The 19,899-nt window shown below is 63.0% G+C and carries 19 protein-coding genes; 1 reads left to right on the top strand and 18 read right to left on the bottom strand.

The annotated features are described in order from the left end of the window. Positions 1–27 precede the first annotated feature (27 nt). The 3 genes from hemW to lepA are packed head-to-tail and all read right to left on the bottom strand — an operon-like array spanning position 28 to position 4,198. Positions 28–1,227: a radical SAM family heme chaperone HemW gene (gene hemW / locus EFAMC2_RS00330; RefSeq protein WP_154025858.1), complete on the bottom strand. Its 1,200-nt coding sequence runs from the start codon at positions 1,225–1,227 to the stop codon at positions 28–30. Further along, positions 1,224–2,342 (bottom strand): tRNA dihydrouridine synthase, encoded by a 1,119-nt coding sequence (locus EFAMC2_RS00335; RefSeq protein WP_261979945.1) that lies wholly within the window; start codon positions 2,340–2,342, stop codon positions 1,224–1,226. Before EFAMC2_RS00335 ends, hemW begins: the two co-directional genes overlap by 4 nt. A 47-nt stretch (positions 2,343–2,389) precedes the next feature. Continuing rightward, positions 2,390–4,198, bottom strand: coding sequence for a translation elongation factor 4 (gene lepA, locus EFAMC2_RS00340; protein WP_154025862.1), 1,809 nt, complete (start codon positions 4,196–4,198; stop codon positions 2,390–2,392). A 220-nt stretch (positions 4,199–4,418) separates the two neighbouring features. Between lepA and rpsT the strand changes: the two genes are divergently transcribed. Next, positions 4,419–4,682 carry a 30S ribosomal protein S20 gene (gene rpsT / locus EFAMC2_RS00345; protein WP_154025864.1) on the top strand — a complete coding sequence of 88 codons (264 nt, stop codon included), beginning with the start codon at positions 4,419–4,421 and terminating at the stop codon, positions 4,680–4,682. A 157-nt stretch (positions 4,683–4,839) separates the two neighbouring features. Here rpsT and holA read toward each other — a convergent pair whose 3' ends face one another. The 15 genes from holA to EFAMC2_RS00420 form a co-directional block, all read right to left on the bottom strand. Then, a complete protein-coding gene (gene holA, locus EFAMC2_RS00350; protein WP_154025866.1) occupies positions 4,840–5,832 on the bottom strand; it encodes a DNA polymerase III subunit delta in 993 nt (330 codons plus the stop codon). 128 nt (positions 5,833–5,960) lie between these two features. Beyond that, positions 5,961–8,309, bottom strand: coding sequence for a ComEC/Rec2 family competence protein (locus EFAMC2_RS00355; protein ID WP_154025868.1), 2,349 nt, complete (start codon positions 8,307–8,309; stop codon positions 5,961–5,963). Next, positions 8,302–8,994 (bottom strand): ComEA family DNA-binding protein, encoded by a 693-nt coding sequence (locus EFAMC2_RS00360; RefSeq protein WP_261979946.1) that lies wholly within the window; start codon positions 8,992–8,994, stop codon positions 8,302–8,304. The genes EFAMC2_RS00355 and EFAMC2_RS00360 overlap by 8 nt, the downstream gene beginning before the upstream one ends. A gap of 367 nt (positions 8,995–9,361) precedes the next feature. Continuing rightward, a complete protein-coding gene (gene thiI, locus EFAMC2_RS00365) occupies positions 9,362–10,612 on the bottom strand; it encodes a tRNA uracil 4-sulfurtransferase ThiI (protein WP_154025966.1) in 1,251 nt (416 codons plus the stop codon). A 4-nt stretch (positions 10,613–10,616) separates the two neighbouring features. Next, on the bottom strand, positions 10,617–10,904 hold the full coding sequence (locus EFAMC2_RS00370) for a DNA-directed RNA polymerase subunit omega (protein WP_154025872.1): 288 nt from the start codon (positions 10,902–10,904) through the stop codon (positions 10,617–10,619). A gap of 12 nt (positions 10,905–10,916) precedes the next feature. After that, positions 10,917–11,483, bottom strand: coding sequence for a guanylate kinase (gmk, locus tag EFAMC2_RS00375; protein ID WP_154025874.1), 567 nt, complete (start codon positions 11,481–11,483; stop codon positions 10,917–10,919). Then, complete coding sequence (gene mihF / locus EFAMC2_RS00380) at positions 11,483–11,791, bottom strand: integration host factor, actinobacterial type (protein ID WP_154025876.1); 309 nt, start codon at positions 11,789–11,791, stop codon at positions 11,483–11,485. The genes gmk and mihF overlap by 1 nt, the downstream gene beginning before the upstream one ends. Before the next feature lie 216 nt (positions 11,792–12,007). Then, on the bottom strand, positions 12,008–12,739 hold the full coding sequence (pyrF, locus tag EFAMC2_RS00385) for an orotidine-5'-phosphate decarboxylase (protein ID WP_154025878.1): 732 nt from the start codon (positions 12,737–12,739) through the stop codon (positions 12,008–12,010). 6 nt (positions 12,740–12,745) lie between these two features. Further along, positions 12,746–13,669 (bottom strand): dihydroorotate dehydrogenase, encoded by a 924-nt coding sequence (locus tag EFAMC2_RS00390; protein WP_154025880.1) that lies wholly within the window; start codon positions 13,667–13,669, stop codon positions 12,746–12,748. After that, a complete protein-coding gene (locus EFAMC2_RS00395; RefSeq protein ID WP_261979947.1) occupies positions 13,666–14,463 on the bottom strand; it encodes a dihydroorotate dehydrogenase electron transfer subunit in 798 nt (265 codons plus the stop codon). Before EFAMC2_RS00395 ends, EFAMC2_RS00390 begins: the two co-directional genes overlap by 4 nt. 75 nt (positions 14,464–14,538) lie before the next feature. Further along, a complete protein-coding gene (locus EFAMC2_RS00400) occupies positions 14,539–15,828 on the bottom strand; it encodes a dihydroorotase (RefSeq protein WP_154025882.1) in 1,290 nt (429 codons plus the stop codon). Then, positions 15,815–16,747 carry an aspartate carbamoyltransferase catalytic subunit gene (locus EFAMC2_RS00405; protein ID WP_154025884.1) on the bottom strand — a complete coding sequence of 311 codons (933 nt, stop codon included), beginning with the start codon at positions 16,745–16,747 and terminating at the stop codon, positions 15,815–15,817. Before EFAMC2_RS00405 ends, EFAMC2_RS00400 begins: the two co-directional genes overlap by 14 nt. Further along, positions 16,748–17,332, bottom strand: coding sequence for a bifunctional pyr operon transcriptional regulator/uracil phosphoribosyltransferase PyrR (gene pyrR, locus EFAMC2_RS00410; protein WP_154025886.1), 585 nt, complete (start codon positions 17,330–17,332; stop codon positions 16,748–16,750). Positions 17,333–17,703: 371 nt separating this feature from the next. Continuing rightward, on the bottom strand, positions 17,704–18,888 hold the full coding sequence (locus tag EFAMC2_RS00415) for a glycosyltransferase family 2 protein (RefSeq protein ID WP_154025888.1): 1,185 nt from the start codon (positions 18,886–18,888) through the stop codon (positions 17,704–17,706). Between the two features lie 16 nt (positions 18,889–18,904). After that, the gene (locus EFAMC2_RS00420; protein WP_366936382.1) at positions 18,905–19,816 is read right to left on the bottom strand and encodes an ABC transporter ATP-binding protein; all 912 of its coding nucleotides are present in this window, start codon (positions 19,814–19,816) and stop codon (positions 18,905–18,907) included. Positions 19,817–19,899 lie beyond the last annotated feature (83 nt).

Consider the following 19,899-nt stretch of genomic DNA (forward strand, 5'->3'; position numbering starts at 1 on the left):
GTTTCCAAATACGAAGAACGGACGGTGCTATTCAGACGCGAGATCCCAGAGCGGACCGTAGAGCTCGTTTCCAAGGAGCCAACCCTGCTTCGTGGGAGCATAGGCAGACTCAGCCCTCTCAAGAAAGCCGAGCTTCACGAGCTTGGCTATTCTCTCGTCAACCGCAACGGCTCCAAGGACACGTCGAGCACGTGCGAGAAGCCTCTCCCCAATGCCATCCGCCATGCGAGCGGCAAGCATGAGATCCTCCGCCACGGCCTCGCGCGCGTTCAGCTCCTCGACTTCGAAGCGCAGGCGAGCAAGCGAGGTGGCTTCCACTATCTCGCGCGTCGACGAAGTAATCGTGAGGCGGGCGCGTTCCGTATCATCGGCAAGGTCTGGCAACGAGGGCACAAGCTCGTGGAGACGGACGTAGGACCCGCGGCCCAGCATGCTTGCCGCCGACGTGCCAAGCCCCAGATACTCCACGCCCGTCCAGTACGCGATGTTGTGACGACAACGCTCGCCAGGCTGCGCATAGCTCGCGACCTCATAGCGCGAGAGCCCAGCCGCGCCCAGTACGAGAGCGGCCGTCTCCATGTCGTCCGCCTCGGTGTCATCCGAGGGCCAAGGCAGCTCGCCCGCCTCGCACATGCGCTCCATGGCGGTTCCGGGCTCGATCATGAGCGGATAGCAGCTCACGTGTCCGACGCCAAGCGAGACGGCCGTCTCAAGGGATGGCCTCCACGTCTCTTCTGTCTGATAAGGGATGCCGCACATGAGGTCGAGCGAGACGCGAAGTCCGGAGACGACCGCAGCCGAGACTCGGTCTCGGGCAAGCACCGAGTCGTGGACGCGCCCAAGAGCCCTCAGCTCTCGGTCGTTGAAGCTCTGGACGCCAATCGAGACGCGCGTCGCACCTGCGTCCACTGCAGCGGCAATAGTCTCATCATACAGAGACTCGGGATTGGCCTCGAACGTCAGCTCACCTGGCTGGCCACAACCATGAACGCATGCAATGAGGTTCGCAAGCTCCTGGGGGCCCAGCATCGTGGGCGTGCCCCCGCCAAGATAGGCGGTCTTTAGGTCCAGAAGGCCGGCCCCATACGCCCCGGCGACCAGTCGCTCAAGCGCCTCCCCATAGGAGGCCATAAGCGCATCTCCGTGGCCCGTGGCCGCCGAGGAAAAGTCGCAGTACCGACAGCGGCGAAGGCAAAATGGGACATGCAGATAAAGCGACCCAATCACGCCAGCGTCGCCTCAAGCTCGTCGGCGAGGGCGAGGTAGTCTCCCGGCGTGACGCAGTGCATCGCGCGCTCGCGCCATGCGGCAGCCTCGGGCACGCCGCGCAGATACCAGCCGGCAAGGCTGCGTGCCCTGGCGATATGGGCTCCCGTTGCCTCGAGCAGGCGTACGTGCAGGCGGAAGGCGGCAAGCCGCATGCCTGCCTCCACGGGCCTCGGCGCCTTCCCGCTGAGGCACAGCTCGGCATTCCCGAAGATCCACGGGTTCCCGTAGCTCCCGGGAGCCACAAAGCTGCCGCTGGCGCCGGTCTCGGCCATAAGGGCGGCCGCACGCTCGGGAGAAAGGGCGTCACCGGACGCAATGACCGGCACCTTGACGGACTCCACGACGCGGCGTACCTCGAGCGCATTGCTCTCACCGCGATACATCTGGGAGGCAAAGCGACCGTGCACCGCAACGGCAGAGGCACCGGCAGCCTCCATGCGCCGGGCAAACTCGGGGCCCACGACCTCGCCCGTCCTGCGGCCGATGCGAATCTTGGCTGTAACCGGCAGGCTTGTTCTGCCGCACGCATCCAGCTCTTCGCGTACGACGCGAATGATGTCCCCGGCAAGCTCGGGATCATCCAACAGCGCCGAGCCGGCGCCGGACTTCGTGACCTTGGGCACGGGGCACGCCATGTTCACGTCAATGAGCGCAAGCTTCTTGCCAAGACGCCCCACCACGAGGGGCACGGCCTCGCGAAAATGCTCGACGTCCGAGCCAAAGAGCTGAACCGCAAGCTCCGGCTCCGCGGGGTTGGGGTCCACGAGCTCCCAAGTCTTCTCGCTCTTGTAGTGAATGCCGGCCACGGAGACCATCTCGCTGTAGGCGAGTGCGGCCCCACCCGCACGCGCCATGAGCCGATAGGCCGCATCCGTGACGCCCGCCATCGGGGCCATAAGGAAGGGCGCCCGCATAAGCCTCTCTCCAAGCGAACCCTCATGCGGCCAGGCAGACAGCGGCCACGAGAGCCCCGCCGCAGAGGCGCCCTCGGCCAGCACGAGACCTGCCGCGTCGCTTACGGCCGCCCTCCGTTGCGCCTCATGCATCTCCTCCGTGCGCCTTGGTCCTCGCATGCGTCTCCGCTCCAAATCCTTGCCGCAAACAAAAGCCCCGAGCTTCGCTACTCGTCCACCTTAAGGATGGCCATGAAGGCCTCCTGCGGAACCTCGACCGAGCCGATGGCCTTCATGCGCCTCTTGCCCTCCTTCTGCTTCTCCAGCAGCTTGCGCTTGCGCGAGATGTCACCGCCGTAGCACTTGGCCAGCACGTCCTTGCGGCGGGCGCGCACCGTGGAGCGAGCGATGATCTTGTTGCCGATGGCGCCCTGGATGGGCACCTCGAACAGCTGCTGGGGAATGATCGTCTTGAGCTTGTCACAGAGGCCTCGCGCCAGGTCGTACGCCTTGTCCTTGTGCACGATGAAGGAGAGCGCGTCCACCTCGTCGCCAGACAGCAGGATGTCGAGCTTCACGAGGTCGCTCGCACGATAGTCGCTGAACTCGTAGTCGAGGGAGGCGTAACCCTTGGTACGGCTCTTGAGCTGATCGAAGAAGTCCAGGATGAGCTCGGCGAGCGGCATGTCGAAGTGCATCTCCACGGACTTCTGCGTGAGGTGGATCATGTCCGTGGTGATGCCGCGGTGCTCGATGGCAAGCTGCATGACCGCGCCCGTGTATTCGGGCGGGCAGATGATCTTGGCCTTGAGGTAGGGTTCCTCGATGTGGTCGATGCAGGTGACGTCCGGCAGGTCCTGCGGACTGCGGACGTCAACCATCTCGCCGTCGGTCTTGTAGACGTGGTAGTCAACACTCGGGCTCGTGGCAATAAGGTCGAGGTTGAACTCTCGCTCGAGGCGCTCCTTCACGACCTCCATGTGCAGCAGGCCCAAGAAGCCCACACGGAAGCCGAACCCGAGGGCCACGGACGTCTCGGGAGTCCACGTAAGCGACGGGTCGTTCACGTGGAGTTTGTTGAGGGCGTCGCGAAGGTTCTCGTACTCCTTGTTGTCCACCGGGAAAAGTCCGGTGTAGACCATGGGCTTGGCCTCGCGGTAGCCCGAGAGGGGCTCCGTGCAGGGGCGCTCGGCCCAGGTGATGGTGTCGCCCACGCGCACGCTCTCCGGGTCCTTGAGGCCCGTCACCACGAAGCCAACCTCGCCAACCGAAAGCTCGTCAACAAGCGTCTCGGCCGGGCGCTTCACACCGACGCCGTCGGCAAGGAAGTCCTCGCCCTTCTGCATCATGCGGAGCTGCTCGCCCTTGCGGATGTGGCCGTCGAGCACACGGACGGTGGCCACGACACCGCGGTACTCGTCAAAGTACGAGTCGAGGATGAGGGCCTTGAGCGGCGCGGTGGCATCGCCCTTGGGAGGCGAGACGAGAAAGACGATGGCCTCGAGCAGGTCGTGGATGCCCTCGCCCGTCTTGCCGGAGACGCAGACGGCGTCCTCGGCCGAGATGGCAAGGTCATCCTCGATCTCCTGCTTGACCTCCTCGGGATGCGCGCTCGGCAGGTCAATCTTGTTGATGGCCGGAACGATGTCGAGGTTCGCGTTCATGGCAAGGTTGGCGTTGGAGACCGTCTGTGCCTCGACGCCCTGGGTGGCGTCCACGACGAGCACGGCGCCCTCGCACGCGGCAAGCGAACGCGAGACCTCATAGGTGAAGTCGACGTGGCCCGGCGTGTCAATGAGGTTGAACTGGTAGACCTCGCCGTCGTCCGCGTCGTACATGACACGGACCGCGTTGGACTTGATGGTGATGCCGCGCTCGCGCTCGATGTCCATGGTGTCCAGCAGCTGGGCCTCCATGTCGCGCTCCTGAACGGTGCGCGTGAGCTCGAGGATGCGGTCTGAGATGGTGGACTTCCCGTGGTCGATGTGGGCGACTATCGAGAAGTTCCTGATGTGGGAGGTGTCTGTAGTAGTCATGGATCAGATTCTAGCGTAGGCTGACAGGAAGGCACAGCCGCAAGGCCTCTTGTAATCTGCCCGTGTCCACACCTCATGCACAAATAGTGGGGGCACGCAGGCAATAGTGCCACATTTGCTGGTGCATGTCCCAAACCTTCTGCTATACTCGCGGCGTTGACCTCCCCGTGTCTCGGTCAAGAGGCCTCACTACAGAGAAGTTTTGAAAGGAAAACCGCACGTGGCTAACATCAAGTCTCAGAAGAAGCGCATCATCACCGCTGAGAAGGCCCGCCAGCGCAACAAGGCCGTCCGCTCCGAGCTCAAGACGGCCGTGAAGCATGTTCGCGCCGCCGTTGAGGCCAAGGACGTCGAGACCGCTCAGGCTGCCGCCAACAAGGCCGGCAAGCTCCTCGACAAGGCTGCCTCCAAGGGCATCATTCACAAGAACCAGGCCGCTCAGCGTAAGAGCGGCGTTCAGAAGCTCGTCAACACCATCAAGTAGCTTCTGCCTTATAGCTTGTTTGAGCCCGCTACGACGTGCTGGTCGTAGCGGGCTTTTTTGTAAAGACGACTCTTTGAGGCCGAGTGGGCCCAGTGACCAAAGATCCATGGGCCTCTTCACCATGATTCCGAGGTAGTGCCGGAACGAAAAGGACAGGTCACGCGTGCTCACGTGACGCTACGGGGCCACAGCAGATTGCAAGAACAAAGCGTTCAAAGGCCACGCTTGAATCGTTGGAACCCTTAAGGGCACGCTCGCAAGCAGCGGCTTCGCGCAAGAGCTCAACGAGCTCCTGCACACCAAAGCGCTGAGCCCAGCGCATGTGATTCTTGACCTGCCATGGAGCGCGCCCAAGTTCGGAGGCAAGACTGCGGGAAGCGCCGCGCGCGGCAAGCGACTGAGCGCAGATGAGTTCCCGAAGCCTACCCACAAGAACGGTGTGAAGGAATACGAGCGAGGGATTATCCATGAGCCTGAGAAGCCGCATGGCCTTTGCGGCCCTTCGCTCGCACACGGAGTCGGCAAAGGCCCAGGGGCTGACCTCGGCCACCTGCGCCACATTGGCCTCGACGTCCACAAGGGAGATATCCGTGCGGGGAGCCACAAGGTCAACGAGCGTGGCCACTTGGTTGTCCAGCATGACGGTAGACTCGCCGCATCTGTTGACGAGCTCGTCCGCCGCGTCGGCAGAGATTCGAGCGCCGCGAGCAGCTGCCAGCTTCTGGACGTAGGGCGGCAGCTCCCAGCGCTTCTGAGGCGCACAGTCAATGACCGCCTTGGAGCCAATCTTCGCAACCGCCTTATAGAGCCTCGTGTTCTTAGCGAGCTTCTCGGCGTCAAGGCAAAGCACGCAAGAGGGATTGGGATCCTTAAGATAGGAAACAAGCGCCTCGGAGATGGCCTTGGCGAGAGAGCCAGCACCGTGTAACACGACAACGCGGACATCCGCGCCAAAGGGCATGGTCTGCAGCGACGTAACAAGCTGGGCTGGATCCTCAATAGAGGAGCCCTCGACCTCATCGAGGTTGAACTCGGCGAGGTCGCCGGTGACGTGCCCCTTGAGCCGCTCGATCACGCGATGGCGTTTGAGTTCGTCAGCCCCTACAACAAGATAGGCTGGAAGCAGCCCCGCTGCGGAATCGTGCGCCATGTAACATCTCCCCCTTTGTCTGTCGAACGATTTTACCTGTCATACGTCCTCGCCCGCCATAAAAGCGGGAAGTGACCAAGCACGTATGAGGCCTCCTTGGGTCGGAGAAGGCGGAGCGAGCCGATTGCTTACCTCTGCGTTGAGACCACAGGGCCCATCTGTCCTGGCTCAATCGTCACGTCCCCAACGTCCTTCGTGCAAAGGAACTGCGTACCGGCACGCTCGAGGCTCTCGACACACTCATCCGTGGGATGTCCGTACCTGTTACCCTCGCCGGCGCTCGCGACAGCCACCTCCGCCGAGAGCATCGCGGCCTCGTCCTCGGTTATAGAGGCGGCCGAGCCATGATGACCGACCTTCAGAAGATCGATGTCCCCAACATCGGGAAGGATCTCCGCAAGCACCGAGGACTCAGCATCCCCGGTCAACAAAGCGTCAAGGCAAGCATCGCCCTCCGCGAACGACACCTTGAGACACAGGGAGTCCTCGTTCTCGGTACCGCTGACGCTCTCCTGCGGCCAAAGGCACTCGAGTCGAAACCCAGAAAACTCAAAGACGTCTCCCCGTCTGACCTCCGTCAGGTTCCCCGCAATCGAATTGATCTCCTCGTCAAGAGGCGACGAGATTGAGGCTCCCTCGGCAACATGCACGGCGCCAACGTCATAGGTGCGTACGAGCTCCTCCAGCCCGCCATAATGGTCTTCGTGCCAATGCGTAATGATGACGGCGTCAATCGAGAGCACATGCTGGCGAGCAAGCGCCTCGAGGACTGCGTCACCTGGTCCCGTGTCAACAAGTATTGCCTGGGTGCCCCTCCGGATGAGTATGGCATCACCCTGCCCCACGTCGAGCACCACAAGGCGAGGGCTCACCAGGACATACATAGAGATACATGCCGCCGCTACGGCAGAAATGAGGGCAGACAGCGCCAAAAGCAGGCACCTTCTGGTTGGACGCGGCCAAACGACTAGGTACATGACGGCAGCAATGAGCGGAGCAAGCTCCCATGCGGCTCCCAGGCTAACCGGAACCGCCGCAAATGGCAGCGTGGCCATGGCCTTGGCAAGGCATACCGCAAGCTCACACAACAAGCCACAGCACCCTATGAGCATGGGACCCGCAAAAGGGAGCCCACCAAAGAAGCAGGCAACCATGCCAAACGAGACGATGGGTCCAAAGAGCGGGCCAACGAGCACGTTGGCAAGAGGGGCGACGAGCGACGCGGTTCCGAACGTTGCCGCGCATGCCGGCAGGGTTGCCGCCTGACAGACCAGCGTGGCAGCAAAGGCAGACCGAAGGCCACGGAGTGCCCCATCCAACTTGCCGGCCAGAGCCGGGGCCCTGCGAAAGAGTGCCTTCCTCGCCCGCACCCACATCTGAAATGGCGGCAAGAGCCTCTCGAACAGCACCTCGACATGCCCGGAAAAGAGCGCAAGGGCGCAGACCGAAAGGACAGAGAGAACAAAGCCGAGGTCACATGCACAGGTTGGGTCGAGAAGGCACATACCAAGCCCTGCGAGGGCAACGCCAGACGGGGCGTGGGCGCGCCTGCCAAGCTCCCTGCCAAGCATTCCCGCAACGAGCATCACCCACGACCTCACGGCAGAGGGCGGGCAGGCGCAGAGCACCACGTAGCCTCCCGTGATGACGCTCGTCCCAACCATGCGGGTGCGCGGCCTTGTGCCAAGGCCAGACAGCATCGCCTCGAGGACGGACCCAACAACCACCAGATGGCTTCCGGAGACGGCGATCAAATGTGAAAGGCCCGCGCGAGCGAAGGGGTCCTCGAGGTCTTGGGACTTGAGCTCGGTCCTGTCAGAAACGAGCACTCCGGCCATGAGCGCCCGCCCCGCGCTCCTCTCGGGCTTTATGAGCGCTATGACGGCCCGGCGGAGACTCATCAACAGACCAACGGGCCCACCGGCGGCGTCTGCCGAGACGACGCGGACAGCACGAATGCGGCCGCAGACACCACGAGCGCGACTCGAACGGCCCCAGTCGTCATCGGCATTGCCCTCAAACCTACCGATGACCTTGAGCGTGTCACCGTAGTTTGGTCGCTCGGGCAACGTAAGCCAAACAGATGCCTGAGTCTCCCCTCCTCGTACGGAAGCGCGCACAAACCAACCAGACGCCGTTTGCGCGGCGTCCCCTTCCACATACAGGCTTAGCGAAGAGACGGGGGCAGACGAGAGGCTATCAGCCGCCGCCTCAAGGTTAGACAGCACAAGACTCCCCTGGACGGATGCGACGAGCATGCCGGCGGCCACAAACGAGCAATACAGGAACGCGCGGCGCTCCTTGACCTTCAGGGCGCACGCGAGCGCCGCCACCATGGGGAGCGCGCACGCCAGGCCCGTCGCCAAGGGTGATGCGAAGCCCCTCAAGACTAGATTTCCCGTCACCATGAGGGCGGCGAGCCCCGCGAGCACAGGCGGAACGAACGGCCTTGGGGGATACGGCCGCGCCTCAGACACAGATGCTCCCTCGCAGCTTGGCGAACTTCTTTTCTCCGATGCCGCTCACGCGCATGAGGTCTTCGACCGATGTGAAGGGCCCGTTGCTTTTTCGGTCTTCGAGGATGGCCTGCGCCGTTGAGGGACCCACGCCAGGCAGGCAATCGAGCTCCTCGGCCGTAGCCGTATTTATGTTGACGAGGCGAGTGGTGAGCGAGGCCCCACCTTCGGGCGACAAACCGGAACCTTCGCCCCCAGACCCATTCGCCAGCGCGGCGGGGTCTTGAGCGACGGCCTCCCCGGCACGAGGAATATGGACCTTGTCACCGTCGGCGACAGACCCGGCAAGGTTCACGGAGGAGGTGTCGGCGTCAGCGGCAAGGCCGCCGGCAGCCAAGACGGCATCGTTCACGCGAGGCTCAGAAACGTCGAGCTCATAGACCCCGGGGTCCATGATGGCTCCGTCCACGTGCACGACTATGCGGCTCGCCATGGCCTCGACGCGTTGATCCCCCGAGCCTCCCCCAGAGGCCTCGCCAGTCGAAGCCTCAGGCTCGTCCGAAGCCTCGGGAGACAACGACGAGACGGCCTCCGTCGTAGCCGCACGCACAAGCACGACGCCACCCGGTCTGGTGCACCCGCGCGAAGCGATCGCACCGACGACGAGCGCGACTGCCGCGAGCATGCCCAGCACGAGCAATGGCAATCGAGAAAGCACGCGCCCAGGCGCACGAGAAGGCGCGCGAGACAGGCCATTCGACCGTGACGCGCCGCAAAACTTGCGCAGCAAGCCGCCAAGTCCGCTCTCAGACCGCCGTGCCTTGCCAACTTGAGCCATGCCATCTCCTCCCAGACGCAGTGGGCACAGGGCGACCAACAACCGTTGGCCGAAGTCCCCTCACCCCATCCTGCAAAGGAGGCAATGCCGGCAGACGAGAAATCCTGGAAACTCCGCCTGGCGCAAACGCAAATCAAACTGACACCAAACAAGCAACGACCGAAAACCTGCGAATTGACCAAAAAAGGGCGGGCGACAACCGTCACCCGCCCCAACAGTTCCAAATAATGGAACGTTATTCCACTACCTCCCATTCAGCGGGAGCCAGCTCATGGTGCCATTTGCGAAGCTCGCGGGGTGGCCTATACGAAGGACACGAGTCAAAGTCGATGTACTCGACGTTCCTCATGAGCTCCTCGACCATGGCGTCGTGGTCGAATGTGTCCCACGCCTCGTGAACCTGCGGCATGCGCGCGTGGGTCTCTGGACGCCTTGGCATGAAGAGGGTGCAGCAGTCAGGCGAGTCCTGACAACTGATCTCATACGTGCCAATCTGCCGAGAGCGCTCGATGATCTCGGTCTTATCGCTACCGATGAGCGGACGAAAGACCGGCATCTTCACAACCTCGTTGGTCGCGTTGATGTTCTCGAGCGTCTGCGAGGCAACCTGACCCAAGGACTCGCCCGTGACGAGCGCCTTCGCGCCTTCAAGCTCGGCCACGCGCTCGGCCACGCTAAACATGAGCCTTCGGTACATGATGACGCGCAGGGCCTGTGGGGCCTTGAGGGAGATCTCACGCTGGCATTCGCCAAAGGGCACCACGTACAGACGTCCGACGATGCCAGCGGGCTCGAGAGCGCGAACAATATCCTGCGTGAGCCACTCGCTTTGGTCGCTCGTCATGGGACGACCGGAGAAGTGGACCGGAACGCAGGTGGCGCCTCGACGACCCACCATCCACGTGGCAACGGGAGAGTCAAATCCACTGGAAAGCAGCGTCACGACCTTACCGGCCGTGCCCACAGGAAGACCACCCGCGCCGCGCATGGAGGCAGCGTCGGCATAGACATAGACGTCACCCTGCACCACATGCACGTTAACCTGCACGTCGGGATGGTGCATCTGCACGCGCTTGCCCGGAAACGCCTCGCACAGCACCGAGCCTACCTGGCGGTTGAGGTCGATGCTATGAATGGGGAAATCGGTGCAGGAACGACGGCCGTGAACCTTGAAGGTCTGGAAATCGCCGCAGGAGCGCAGGCTCTCCACAGCAGCCGCCTCATAATCCTCAGCGTCAAACCCGCAGCGCCAGGCAAGCGACACGCGAGCCACGCCGGGCACCTTGGCAACGAGTGAGGGAACGTCCTCGGGAACCTGACCGTCCTCGAAAGAGACGCGAACATACCCACTCATGCGCTCAACCTGAGCAGCCCGCCCTTTGAGGGCGCGCTTGAGGTTGATGATGAGCTGACGCTCGAAGGTGGAGCGATTCTTGCCCTTGAGGCCAATCTCGTGATAGTGAACGAGGCAGACGCGCGGGGTCATGGCCCTACTCGCCGACGGGGACATTCGTGTCCTTGATGGCCTCGTCGAAGTCCTCCTGGACATAGCTGAGCGTGCCGTTGGCAATCTCGTCCATGGCGATGGAGGTGGCATCCTGACCGGAGACGACCGTCGTGATGTCGTCGACATCCTGGATGCTCATGACGCGCAGGTGCTGGCCGCGAAGCATGTTGTTGATGTCGCAGGCGCGCTTGGAGGCCACGGAGCAGAGCAGGAAGGGATTGTGCTCGGTCTCGGCAAGCAGCTCGTCAATCTCGGGCTTGATTACAGACATAGCTTAGGAACCTCAATTCATCTCATGAGCGTCAAGGACCGCGCAAAGCCTTCGCGCAGACGCCTCAAGGTCATCGTTGACCACGTGCTCGTCGTACTTCTCCGCCAAGGCCATCTCGCCGGCAGCATCCGCGAGCCGCAGCTTCAGGCTCGCCTCATCCTCAGTGGCGCGGCCGCGAAGCCGGGCCTCGAGCACCTCCATCGAAGGGGGCTCGATGAAGATGAGCACTGCGTCGGGAAAGACCGTGCGAACATTGAGGGCGCCCTGAACGTCAATTTCGAGGATTACGGAATGCCCGGCAGCAAGATTGCGCTCCGCCTCGGAGCGAAGCGTTCCATACTTGTGGCCATGGACATTTGCCCACTCGAGGAACTCCCCCGCCTCAACCTTGCGGTCGAAGTCCTCGTCGGTGAGGAAGTGATACGAAACCCCGTCGACCTCGCCCGGACGCGGCTGCCTTGTAGTGGCCGAGACCGTCAGGCCGAGGTCGGACCTGATCTCGCGTACGCGAGAGACCAGCGTGCCCTTCCCCACTCCTGACGGCCCGGAAACAACGAACAGCCTAGGTGCGCGCGCCACTACTTGGAGAGAATCTCGATGAGAGCCTCACGCTGACGGGCACCAAGGCCCTGGACGCGACGCTTCGGCGAAATCTCGAGCTCGTCCATGATCTTGGCGGCCTTGGCCTTGCCGTAGCCAGGTAGGGACTCGATGAGGGCGCGAACGGGCATACGCGTGGCAGCCGGGTCGTCAGAGTTCAGAACGGACTCGAGGGAGACCTTCCCCGTCTTGATCTTCTCGCGAAGCTCGGCACGAGCGTGACGGGCCTCTGCGGCCTTCTTCAGGTTGGCAGCACGCTGCTCCTCGGAAAGCTGAGGGAGAGCCATGTTTCCTCCAAACGTAAGGTGCTTTCGAAATAAATCGCGCAAATCATCTACCCGCGCAATTGGCTGTAAGAGACTATGGCGATTTACCGGCGGGTTTGCAACCCTTTTGGTTGATTTTCCCGGCGTTTGCCACGTCAGGGCATAGGAAGGCCCCCAACAAACCATTGTCGGGGGCCTTCAATAAAGTGCAGGTACACGACCTGAGAGCTTTTTCGACTAGCAGCCCGTCTCGATTTCGTCAACTATCGACTCAAGCGCCGCGACTGGGTCTGGGGCCTGGGTGATGGGCCTACCGACCACGATGTGGCTCGCGCCAGCCTTGATGGCGGCAGCCGGGGTGGCCACGCGGCTCTGGTCTCCCAGCGCGGCCCCGGCAGGACGAACGCCCGGTGTCACGATGAGGGCGTCCGGGCCCAGAAGCTCGCGCATCTCATGAGCCTCCTGCGGCGAGCACACGATACCATCGAGCCCGTTGTCAACGGCAAGCTTCGCGAGGGCAGCCGCCTGCTCTGGAATCGGACGCTCGACGCCTATGAGCCTAAGCTCGTCGGAGTCCATGCTCGTGAGCACCGTGATGGCGATGACGTACGGTGCGTGGCCATAGACCTCGCGGGTCTCCTGCGCGCCCTCGTGGCACGCGGCGAGCATGGCGGCACCGCCGCAACCGTGAGCGGTCACGAGGTCGGCGCCCGTGTGCGCCGCGCTCTTCACGGCACCTCGCACCTGGTGGGGAATGTCATGGAACTTCGCGTCGACGAAGACCTTGAAGCCGCGGGACTTGAGTTCCTCCACGAGCGGAAGGCCGCCGTCGTAGATGAGCGTGATGCCAACCTTGAGCCACGTGGCATGCCCCTCGAGCTTGTCCGCAAGTTCGCGGGCCTCCTCGGGTGAGCAGTCGAGAGCCACCATCACGCGGTCGCGCGCGGAGAGCGTATCGAATCGACCCATAGTCCCCTACCCTTCAAACGCGCCAACGAGCTCGTTGATGTCCTTGACACCCTGTTCCTCGGCCCAGGCCTCGAGCTCGCCCAGAATGCGAGGGGCGGCGGCGGGCTCAACGAGGTTGGCCATGCCGACAGCAACGCTCGTGGCGCCGGCCAGGATGAACTCGGCAGCGTCCTCGCCGGTCATGACGCCGCCAACACCGTTGATTGGCAGCTTGACGGCATTATGGACCTCCCACACCATGCGTACGGCGATGTGGTGAAGTGCGGGGCCACTCATGCCGCCCGTGGGACGGGAGAGTCGACTCCTGCGCGTGTGCACGTTGATAGCCATGGCGGGAATCGAGTTGATGACCGAGAGGGCATCGGCGCCCTCGGCCTCGAGCGCCTGGGCAACCTCTACCACGCGGGCTGGTGCCATCTTCACAAGCAGAGGCTTGTTGGTGCGCGGGCGAACCGCGCGAATGACACCGGCCGCGCCTTCGGGCGTGGAGCCCATGGCGCAGCCCCCGGCGGCGATATTGGGACAGCTGATGTTGATCTCGAGGCCGGAGGCAAACGGCGCGATTTCCTCGAAGAGCTCGACGGCGGCAACGTACTCCTCCACGGAGTGGCCCGCAACCTGGCAGATGACCTGGCAGCCCTTGTCGCGGAGCTGCTGCAGATACTCGCCCGAGCTCTCGACGAGCCCGCGAACGCCAGGGTTCTGAAGGCCCACGGAGTTCATCATGCCGCTCGTGATCTCGGTCATGCGAGGGGCGGGGTTGCCGGGCCATGGCTCGGCGGCGCAGCCCTTCGTGGTGATGGCGCCGAGCTGGCTCACGTCATAGAAACCCTCGTACTGCCAGCCAAAGCCATACGTGCCGCTCGCAGTGTTGATGGGGTTCTTCATCTTGATGCCGCCAAGATCGACGGCCATGTTCACGCCGTTCACCAGACCATCCTTCCAGAGTCGAAGACGGGGCCAGACGTGCAGGCGCCCACCATGCCAGACGTCGTCTCGACGTTGCAGGTGTTGCACGCCCCGAAGCCGCACGTCATCATGCGCTCGACGGAAACCTGGCAGGCAACGCCCGCGGCCTCCGCGAGCTTGGCCACAGCGCGCATCATGGGCTCAGGGCCACAGGTGAGAACCAGGTCATAGGAGCCAGTTGCGAGCATGGGCTCGACCTCGGTGGTCACAAAGCCCTTGGTGCCGGCGGAGCCGTCATCGGTGGTGACGCGGACCTCGCCGCAGCCGTTGGCCTCGAGCTCGCCGACGGCGCAGATCTTTCCCTCGGTGAGGGCGCCCACGACGGCGTCGTGGGCGACGCCGGCCTCGTCAAGCATGGCAGCCGCGGCCACGATGGGCGTGATTCCGATGCCACCGGCAACCACGAGCGTGCGATTCGTGCCCTCGGGAATGTGCCAGCCGTTTCCGCCAGGACCGAGAACGGTCGAGCCAGAGCCGGGTGCCATCTGCGAGAGGCGGCGGGTGCCGTCGCCAACGACGGCGTAATAGGTGTCAATCGTGCCTGAAACGGCATCAGCCGCGGAATAGGACACCGGAATGCGAATGAGCTGCGTGGCATCACCGGGCACGGCAAAGCTCATGAACTGTCCCGGCCTGATGGCGGCGGCCAGGCGGGGGGCCTCAATCGTGAGGCGATAGACCCCATCCGCAACGGGCTCGTTGGCAACGACCGTGAAGTCGTGCACGCGAGCCGCTGGAGGCGTGGGAATGGGCATGTCGCTCCTCTCTCTATACGACGGGACGCGTGGCCCCAAAGGACCTGCCGGCTCCCCGGCCGGCAGGTCACGGGCCTAGGAAAGCTTGCAGTCCGCGAGGACGTGCTTGCCGGCCACGAAGGTGTCCGTGGCGCGACCTTCGAGCTCGGCGCCCAGGAAGGCGGAGTTGTGCTGCTTGCCAGCAAAGAGCTCGGGCGTCACCGTGAACTTGACGGCCGGATCGACGAGCGTGAGGTCAGCGACGGAGCCAGCCTCCACGCGGACGGGCTCCAGGCGAGCCACCTTGCGCGGGTTTACGCACATGGACTCGACGAGACGCTGCCAGCTCATCTCGCCGGTGGCGACCATCTTGGTGAGCAAGAGCGGAAGGCTCGTCTCCAGGCCCACGACGCCAAACGGAGCGATCTCGAACTCGCACTCCTTCTCGTGCTGGGCGTGGGGCGCGTGGTCGGTCACGACGCAGTCGATCGTGCCGTCGAGGAGCGCCTCGCGGAGAGCCGCCGCGTCCTCGGCCGTGCGCAGGGGCGGGTTCATCTTGAGGTTGGTGTTGTAGGTGTCATCAATGTCGTCCTCGCAGAGGAACAGGTGGTGCGGGCACACCTCGGCCGTCACCGGCAGGCCCTCGGCCTTGGCCTGGCGCACGAGCTCGGCACCGTGGGCCGTGGAAATGTGGCAGATGTGCAGCGCGCAACCCGTCAGACGGCAGAGCTCGATGTCACGAGCGATCTCGACCTCCTCGCCCGCGGCCGGCCAGCCAGCGAGGCCCAGGCGCGTGGAGCACGTGCCCTCATTGACCTGCCCGTGGTTGGAGAGCGAAGAGACCTCGCAGTGGCAGGCAACCACCTTGTCGAACTGGCGCACGTAGTCCATGACGGTGCGAAGCATGCCGGCGCTCTGGACGCCGTGTCCGTCGTCGGAGAAGAGGCAGGCGCCCTCGTGGACCATGTCGCCGATCTCGGCAAGCTGCTCGCCCTTCTCGCCCTTGGTGCACGCACCGATTGGGCGAATGTGGACGAGACCGGCCTCCTCGCCCTTGGCGAGCTGATAGCGCACGCCCTCGCCCGTGTCGACCACGGGGTCGGTGTTGGGCATGGGGGCGACATCGGTGAAGCCGCCCACCGCAGCGGCGCGAGAGCCGGTGGCGATGGTCTCCTTGTACTCGTAGCCCGGGTCGCGGAAGTGCACGTGGATATCAACGAGGCCGGGGATGAGGTACTTGCCGGAGCCGTCGATGACCTCGCAGCCCTCCATCGGCTCGATGGAGTCGGCAACCTGAGCAACGAGCGGCCCGTTAATGGCAACGTCTGTGACCTCGTCGAGGCCCACCTGCGGGTCGACGACGTGAGCTCCCTTAATGAGCAGCATTCTCTTCTCCTCCAAGCAGCAGGTACATGGCAGCCATGCGGACATAGAGGCCCGAGGCCACCTGCGTCGTAACGAACGAGTTGTCGGCATCGGCCGGAATGGCGTCGATCTCCATGCCGCGGTTCATCGGGCCCGGGTGCATGACGATGGAGCCATCCTTCATGCGGGCATGGCGCCCGGCGCTGAGGCCCCACAGGCGGTTGTACTCGCGACGAGACGGAATCGTGGCACCCTCCATGCGCTCGAGCTGCACACGAAGCATGTAGACGACGTCCGCGTCCTCGATGACGGAGTCGAAGTCATAGGTCTCCTCGCAGCCAAAGACCTCAGGGTCGGGCAGCTGGAAGGTGGGAGGCCCTACGAGCGTGACCTTGGCGCCCATAGTGCGCAGAGCGGGTGCCAGCGAGCCCACGACACGGCTGTGCAGCAGGTCACCCACGATGGCAACCTTGAGGCCGTCGAGGTGGCCAAACTTCTCGCGCATCGTGTAGAGGTCGAGCAGGGCCTGCGTGGGGTGCGCGTGCTTGCCATCGCCGGCGTTGATGACGTGGGCATCCGTGTATTGCGTGATGAGGTGCGGCGTGCCGGCGTTGCGGGCACGGCAAACGAACATGTCAATGCCGTAGGAGGAAAGCGTCTTGATGGTGTCCTCGAGGCATTCGCCCTTGGAAACGCTGGAACTGGAGCCCTGGACATTCAGAGAGTCGGCGGAAAGGCGCTTCTCGGCAATCTCGAAGCTCGAGCGCGTGCGCGTGGAGGCCTCGAGGAATAGGTTCACGATGGTGCGACCGCGGAGCGCCGGAACCTTCTTGATGGTGCGCTGATTGACCTCCTCGAAGGTGCGAGCCGTATCGAGGATCTGAGTGATGTCATCGGCCGTGAGGTCGGTGGTGTTGATGAGATGGCGAACGGATAGCATTTAGGCACTGACCTCCTTGTTGGCGATGGCGCGCTTCTCGGCCTCGATGTCCCAGATCTCCACGGAGTCACGACCGTCAAGTGACTTCACGAAGACGCGGACATCCTCCTCGTGGGAGCTCGGCACGTTCTTGCCAACGTAGTCGGCACGAATGGGAAGCTCGCGATGGCCGCGGTCGACCATGACCGCAAGCTGGATCGTGGCCGGACGTCCAAAGTCCATGAGGGCATCGAGTGCGGAGCGCACCGTGCGGCCAGAGAAGAGCACATCATCAACGAGGACGATGTCCTTGCCGTCCACGTCAAACGGAATCTCGGTCTTGTGGAGCACAGGGGCAACGCGGCGCGTCACGTCATCGCGGTAGAAGCTGATGTCGAGCTTTCCCACGGGAGGACGGATTCCCTCAATGTGCTCGATCTCGGCTGCAAGCTCCTCGGCTACGTCAACGCCACGACGGACGATGCCAACGAGCGCAAGATTGGAGGCACCCTCGTTGTTCTCGATGACCTCGTGGGCAATGCGGGTGAGGGCTCGTGCCATCGCCGCCTCGTCCATAATGACCGCCTTGGGTCCAAGCTGTTCCATACGGCTCCCTTCGGCTCTGCGTGCGTACGGACAACTGACGGAGGCGCCATGAAAAAACGCCCCCTGCCAGATGGCAGCGGGACGCTGAAAGAGACCTCTACGTTGTGGGCACAAGCCCGATGGTGTATTTGATCCTTGCCGGCGTCCCGCGCCGATTTAAAGGCCTTAAACATAGTACACGGACACGGGCAACCATGCGCCGCGAAAATCCACGAGCGAGGAAAGTGGGACTTGGGTGGCCGAAACACTCGAAGCCACCAGGCGGCCGACACCTAGAACACAGCGACAAGGAGCGCCCGGCATGCAGTGCCCTAGTGCCCCATCGCCCCGGCGAGGGCATGGGATCGCGGCAAAACGAGACCGAGGGGTCCCTAGATGGACGCCGACCTCGTAGACGTTGGGTCAACAAGGCCGTGCTCGGCCGCATGACGGCGCAAAAAGATGCCGACACGGCTGAGTGCAAATCCAAGGCCATTGTTGCGAACGCTATAGAAGAACTCACGCACCAGAGCATCGCAGTAAGAGGCCTTCGAGAGGCGATCTGAGGGTTGCCCCGCCATGTCGAGCACGAAGGCACGCATCTTTGGCGAAACGTTGCCGCACGCCCTCACGATGCTTGGATCCATCCGCCTGCACATCACGCGAATCATCTCTACGAGCTTGGGGTCCTCCATGGCGTTCTCGCCAAGAGACCCGCCGATATAGCGAAAGCCAATCGTGTAGAGGGACCGCAGGATTCCCTTGTCCGTAATGCCCAGGCGATCGACGACATCCGCCATGTCGCCCCAACGCTCAAAGGAGAGCGACGCCACGCGCTTGACGGAACTCGACCCGGGAAGGTCCTCGCGATAGCAGTAGTACGGCCGATCGAGATAGACGATGCGCTCGGCCTGGCACATGGTCTCGAACAGGAAGGGGTTGTCGACCCAGCCAGCGCCCGGAACCTCCTTCATGCGGATGCCCCTACCCTCGATGAATGCCCTACGGTACAAGGCACTCCAGATGGAGGGATGATGCTGGACGAGCCTGGGCTCCTGCGAAAGCGTGAAGGGCTGGGGCACACCAACGGCAATACGACCCTTGTAGGAGCACTGATAGCGCCGCTCCTGGGGAGTCGTCGGCATCCAGATGCGCCAGTACGGGCTCTTGACGATATCGGGGGCATCATCACCGAGGGTCAGCGAGAAGGTTCGCGCGTAGTCGATGAGATCGTCATACATATGGGGCTCGGCCCAGTCGTCCGGCTCGAGGATGGCGAGGTAGGTGCCGCGCGCCTCGGAAAAGCCCCTGTTCACGGCAGAGCCGTAACCCCCGTTGGGCTTGTCGATCACGCGAATGCGATCGTCGGTGGCCTCGTGCGACCGCATGATGGCAAGCGAGTCGTCGGTGGAGCCGTCGTTCACGACGATGACCTCAAGCGAGCAGCGGTCGTTTTGCTCGATGGAGGACAGGGCCTGGTCGAGGAACTTCTCGGTGTTGTAGCACGGAACCACGACCGTCACATCGATATTGGAAACCACGCCGCGACTCTCCCCCGTCTCGTCAAAAACCGTCATCTCGCCCCTACCCGTCCTACCTGTGATAGTGCTTATAGGCCTCGCACACTTCGTCGGTGGGGCCAACCATCTTCTCCTTGCCCTTCTCGATCCAGCAAACGCGGTTGCAGATGCGCTCAACGAGGCTGATCTCGTGGCTCACGAGAAGCACCGTGACGTTGTTGGAATCCACGAGCTCCTTGATGCGGCGCTCGCACTTCTGCTGGAAGAGGAAGTCGCCCACGGAGAGCGTCTCGTCAACGATGAGGATGTCGGGCTCAGTGATAGTGGCAATGGCAAAGGCGATGCGGGCCACCATGCCGCTGGAGTAGTTCTTGAGCGGCATCTCCATGAAATCGCGAATCTCGGCGAAGTCGATGATGCGGTCGAAGTTCTCGTCAATGAACTCCTTGGTGTAGCCGAGCAGCGCACCGTTGAGGTAGATGTTCTCGATGGCGGTGAGCTCCATGTCAAAGCCAGCGCCCAGCTCAATGAGCGGCGCGATGGTGCCCCTCACGGTGCACGTTCCCTCAGAGGCCTCGAGCACGCCGGCGATGATCTTGAGCATCGTGGACTTGCCGGAGCCATTGGTGCCCACAAGGCCAAACGCCTCACCGCGACGAACCTGGAAGCTCACGTGGTCGAGCGCGCGGAACTCCTTGAAGAACAGGTCGTGGCGCGCAATGTGGATAAAGTACTCCTTGAGCGAGTTGAGCTGCTCAGAGGCGATGTTAAAGATCATCGAGACGTCATCGACGTCAATGACGACGGGAGCGTCCGCGTCGGGGGCGTCAATGCGCCCGAGGATGTGCTTGGCTTCGTCTTTCTTGGACTTCTTTGAGTCCTTCTTACCCTGCTTGCCCTCGGCAGAGACGGATGTCTTCGAGCTCGTGTCATCTGCCATAGTCGCCTCGGCCTTATCGGCAGCCTTCATTTGGGTGTCGGTCATGGTATGCGTCCTTTGGCCTAGTTATACAGAAAGGAGCGGGAAGCGGAGCGAAGCGGAACCAACGTCATTTTCCTGCACCTATT

The sequence above is a fragment of the Olsenella uli genome, from assembly GCF_901212655.1.
Classification (GTDB): domain Bacteria; phylum Actinomycetota; class Coriobacteriia; order Coriobacteriales; family Atopobiaceae; genus Parolsenella; species Parolsenella uli_A.